Below are 3,637 nucleotides of genomic sequence, written 5' to 3'. Positions count from 1 at the left end.
GCGATGAGTGCGGCCGGAGCGAACCGACTCCCCCTTCGGTTACGTCACCCTACGGATGGGTATTCAGAATCAAGGAAGATACCATGTCAGTCGTCATTAATACCAATGCGGCCGCGACCATCGCGGCAAATAACCTCGCGTCTTCAAATGCGAGTCTGCAGAAGAGCCTGAACCGACTATCCAGTGGCTCCAAGATTGTCAGCCCGGCCGACGATGCCGGCGGATTGGCGGTCTCAATGAAGCTCAGCGCTGCTGCCCGGCGTTCGGGAGCCGCTGTGATTAACATCAGCAATACGATCTCATTTCTGCAAACGCAGGACGGAGTGCTCAAGGTGGCAGGCAAGGTGCTGGACCGCCTGGGTGAGCTGAAAACGCTTTACGCGGATCCGACAAAGAACGCCACGGATCTGGCAAACTATGACTCGGAATTCAATGCGCTCCAAGCCCAGCTAACGGCGCTTTCGTCGGAAACTTTCAACGGCCGGGCGGTGTTTGGTACCTCAACCCTCACGGTCATGGTCACCGAAGACGGCAATACCTCATCCTCGGTGACCCTCGCTGCGCGAGATCTCGGCAGTACGGCTACCGGAATCGGATCGCTTGTTGCCTCCAGTGTGACCAACCTCGGGCAGCTCAATCTCACGGACGTGACTGCGGCCCTTCAGAATGTGGCTACGTTTCGTGCGCAGAATGGTGCTGAGCAGAGTCGTCTCACGTTCGCGACCGAGCTCCTTGTGGTCAACAAGACCAATATCGAGGCAGCGAACAGCCGCATCATCGACGTCGATGTCGCCCAGGAATCCACCCAGCTCGCGCGCTGGAACACGCTTGTCCAGGCAGGTACGGCAATGCTGGCGCAGGCGAACCAGAGCACGCAGGCCGCGTTGCGGCTGCTGCAGTGATCCTGATCCAGTAGGGGGAGAATTCACAGCGCGTATTGTTCGTTTCGGATCACGATTGATGGAGCCCCTTACGGGATAAGCCTCGGGTTGATGGCAATCCGTCCCAAATCCTTCGTTCTTTGAAAGGGTGTTGATAACGCTCATGCGGGGGCGCGTGAGCAGGATCTCCCTTGATGACCACATCAGCCGGTTTGCCCTCGCAGGGTGACATTTTGGAGCGCCTGCTCCGATCGGCGTGGCCTGCGCCGCCTTTTCAGGCCCGTGGCGACGACGGACGTCGCACTCATCAAGGAAAGATACTACCATGTCAGTTGTGATTAACACCAACTACTCCGCGACGATTGCCTCCAACAATCTCGCAGCCTCGAATAGCATGCTGCAGAAGAGCCTTAACCGGCTCTCGAGCGGCTCGAAGATCGTCTCCCCGGCTGACGACGCCGGTGGCCTCGCTGTGTCAATGAAGCTCAGTGCTGCCGCCAAGCGTTCCGGCGCGGTTGCGACGAATATCAGCAACTCAGTGTCATTTCTCCAGACGCAGGACGGCGCGCTCAAAGTCGCTGGCAAGGTTCTTGATCGCATCAGCGAACTCAAGACCCTCTATGCCGATCCGACCAAGAACGCGACCGACCTCGCGAACTATGACTCAGAGTTCACCGCGCTGAAGGCTCAGCTCTCGGCGATATCGAGCGAAAAGTTCAATGGAAACGCCATGTTTGGCACCAGCGCGACGTTTGCCGTGCAGGTGACCGAGGACGGCGGAACGAGCGTGACGATCGCGGCACGTGACCTCACCAGCTCGTCGTCCGGCGTGGGAGCGATTACCGCCAGCGGCGTCACTGACCTTGGCGATATCACGTTGTCTGACATCACCTCGGCGCTGCAGAACGTGGCGACATTCCGTGCAGTCAATGGTGCTGAACAGAGCCGCCTCGGCTTTGCAGCCGAGCTGATCACCGTCAACAAGGCGAACCTTGAAGCTGCAAACAGCCGCATCATCGACGTCGACGTTGCCCAAGAGTCCACCCAGCTCGCACGCTGGAACACCCTTGTGCAGGCCGGCACCGCAATGCTCGCACAGGCGAACGGTTCCTCGCAAACCGCACTCCGTCTGCTGAGCTAAACGAGAAAGTAGTTCGTACCGTCAATCGACGGCATCAACCCGCCAACCCCCGTCTGCCATGAGCAGACGGGGGTTGTGCATTTTTGAGGCAGCCATCCGCATAGCCTGAAGCGTCCGTAATGTAAATTCTGGGCAAATCTATGGGTTGCACTTGACGTGCGTTCGTGTAGGATGTCGGGGCACATGAAATCATCATTCCTCCTTACATCGCTTTGTTCCCTGGTCCTGATCGTGGGCTGTTCAAAGAAGGAAACCGCAGCACCTGCGGCTCCATCCTCAGCGGCGCCCGCCCCGGCAGCTGCTGCCGCTCAAGGTGCTCGCGTCATCAACATTGACGCATCGGATACCATGAAGTTTTCGGTGACCCGCATCGAGGCAACTCCGGGCGAGAGCCTGAAGGTCGCGTTGCACAATAAGGGCACCCTGCCCAAGGAGGCCATGGGCCACAATTGGGTGCTCCTCAAGGCAGGAACCGATCCGTTGGCTTTCTGCACGGCTGCCGTGGCTGCCAAGGCTACCGATTACATTCCAGCTGCTGAATCCAGCAAGGTGATCGTCCACACGAAGCTTCTCGGACCGAAACAGGTTGACGAGGTAAGTTTCAAGGCTCCCACCGAGCCAGGCGAGTATCCGTTTGTCTGCTCCTTCCCCGCGCACGCCATGTCGGGCATGAAGGGTGTCTTGGTGGTCAAATAAGAAGTCAGGACCAGCAAGATTTCCGCTTTTCTCAGACCGCGCTGCGAAGCGCGGTCTTTTTGTTGGTGCCCGCGGGCGCATCCCGCCGGGGCTCATTTTGTCTCCACTCCTCTGAGATTTCCCGATGATTCGGATCAGGAAGCTGCGGGCCACCAGCGGTACAGGAAGAAATAGACAAGAACTCCCGTAACGCTCACGTACAGCCAGATGGGAAACGTCCATCGGGCCCATCGGCGATGCCGGTCGATCTGGCCCGTCAAAGCCAGATAGAATGTTCGCGGCACAAGCAGGGCTATCGCCATTGCAAGCACGATGTGCGTCATCAGCATGATGAAGTAGATACCCCGGATCCATCCTTCTCCGCCAAAGGGTGTGTGCACGCCTCGGACGAGGATCTTGTGAGCGACGTATCCGACCAGAAAAAGTGCGGAGACAAATCCGGCTGACATCATGCAGGCACGGTGGGCCGCGATGCGTTTACTTCGGATGAAGACAAAACCTGCAGTCATCAGCACTGTCGCCGTTGCGTTGAGCGCCGCATTGAGCGCGGGAATTTCCTGTATCGTGAGCACGCGGTCAAAAAAAGATCATCCGGTCGGCGACAAGCGCCCCGAGTTGCAGAGGAAGCCAGAGGATGGAGGCGAGGAAAAGGCGTCTCGCAGCAGGTTCACGTCCGGTGGGTGACAGGAAAAGCAGCGCGCGACAGACAAACCATGCTCCGAGGAGCGTCGGTGCGGCCAGGTACCACACCGAAGCCAGGTCGAAAATCCAGGGAAGCGCAGAGCAGAGGACGACGAGGAATGTGTTTATGAGCGACCAGAGCGCAGTTGCACGACCGGTCGCATCGCGCACAGGCAACATTGGAAAGTTGACCGCCGCATAGTCGCGACGATGAATCCACGCGATCGCCATGAAATGG

5 protein-coding genes are annotated in these 3,637 nt (G+C 58.3%); 3 read left to right on the top strand and 2 right to left on the bottom strand.

All coding sequences use genetic code 11. The features are described 5' to 3' along the window. Positions 1 to 83 precede the first annotated feature (83 nt). From IT444_10870 to IT444_10860, 3 genes are all read left to right on the top strand, one after another. Entirely contained in the window at positions 84 to 902 is an 819-nt protein-coding gene (locus IT444_10870; GenBank protein MCC7193272.1) for a hypothetical protein, read from the top strand. Positions 903 to 1,206: 304 nt separating this feature from the next. Next, positions 1,207 to 2,022, top strand: a complete 816-nt coding sequence (locus IT444_10865; GenBank protein ID MCC7193271.1) for a hypothetical protein — start codon at positions 1,207 to 1,209, stop codon at positions 2,020 to 2,022. A gap of 183 nt (positions 2,023 to 2,205) precedes the next feature. Then, positions 2,206 to 2,718 (top strand): hypothetical protein, encoded by a 513-nt coding sequence (locus IT444_10860; protein MCC7193270.1) that lies wholly within the window; start codon positions 2,206 to 2,208, stop codon positions 2,716 to 2,718. A 134-nt stretch (positions 2,719 to 2,852) separates the two neighbouring features. On the opposite strand, the gene IT444_10855 is transcribed toward IT444_10860, so the two are convergent. Together IT444_10855 and IT444_10850 are read right to left on the bottom strand one after the other, a co-directional pair. Beyond that, positions 2,853 to 3,290 carry a DUF420 domain-containing protein gene (locus IT444_10855; protein MCC7193269.1) on the bottom strand — a complete coding sequence of 146 codons (438 nt, stop codon included), beginning with the start codon at positions 3,288 to 3,290 and terminating at the stop codon, positions 2,853 to 2,855. Positions 3,291 to 3,294: 4 nt separating this feature from the next. Further along, positions 3,295 to 3,637 (bottom strand): UbiA family prenyltransferase (locus IT444_10850; GenBank protein ID MCC7193268.1); only part of this gene is annotated, 343 nt, incomplete at its 5' end.

It is taken from the genome of Phycisphaeraceae bacterium (assembly GCA_020851465.1).
In the GTDB taxonomy this organism is placed as follows: domain Bacteria; phylum Planctomycetota; class Phycisphaerae; order Phycisphaerales; family Phycisphaeraceae; genus JADZCR01.
The sequence above is the reverse complement of the archived record's forward strand: the minus strand, read 5'-3'. Positions and strand labels throughout refer to the sequence as shown.